This is a genomic window from Parendozoicomonas sp. 209JJ7-1, assembly GCF_058147085.1.
In genome coordinates, this window is sequence record NZ_JBYVJU010000108.1 from 1 (window position 1) to 708 (window position 708).

A 708-nucleotide genomic window follows, 5' to 3' on the forward strand; every position below is an offset into this window, starting at 1 on the left:
AGATATGGAATCAGATTTAATAATGTTTTTGACTGTGGTATTAGCTCACTTTTTAGCATTGCTCAGCCCTGGTCCTGATTTCGTACTCGTTGTGAAAAGTGCGATTAAAAATGATAGGAGTAAAGCTATTGGAGTTGCTGCCGGAATATCAATTGCAAATGCTTTCTATATAGCTTTGTGCTTAATTGGAGTTGGAGCAATACTTGCCAGCTCTGTTTCACTTATGATTGCGCTAAAAATTATTGGGGGATTATTCCTCATGTTTCTAGCGTTTCAGGCTCTACGTGCCAAGAGAAGTGCTTACGCTGAATTATCCTTAGAAAAGGATAAACCCAAGTCTGGGAAAGCGAGCTTCGTAAAAGAGTTCGTTACAGGTTTTATGTCTGGCATCTTAAATCCAAAAAATTTATTGTTCTATCTGAGTTTATTCACTGTAGTACTAACTAATGATGTAAGTCTGGCATTCAAGACCGCACTTGGTGTATGGATGACGCTTGTAGTTTTCTTCTGGGACACCGCTATTATATTTCTTCTATCTACAAGCAAAGTAAGAAGCAAGTTCACTAAACTAGCTTACTACATCGATAAACTAACAGGTGCAATCCTCGGCATGGTGGGCTTTTCAATTGTTAAGTCAGCATTTTCAAAATAAAAATGTAACAAGCGCATCCAGGTGACGCCTTCGGCGCACCTGATGCGGGCGTTATG

Annotated in this window: 1 protein-coding gene; it reads left to right on the forward strand. The window is 39.4% G+C overall.

Features of this window, described 5'->3' with window-relative positions:
* Window positions 1-652, forward strand: a 652-nt coding sequence (locus ACY2RQ_RS19585) for a LysE family translocator (RefSeq protein WP_490114697.1), incomplete at its 5' end; no start/stop codon positions are given.
* Window positions 653-708: the final 56 nt, after the last annotated feature.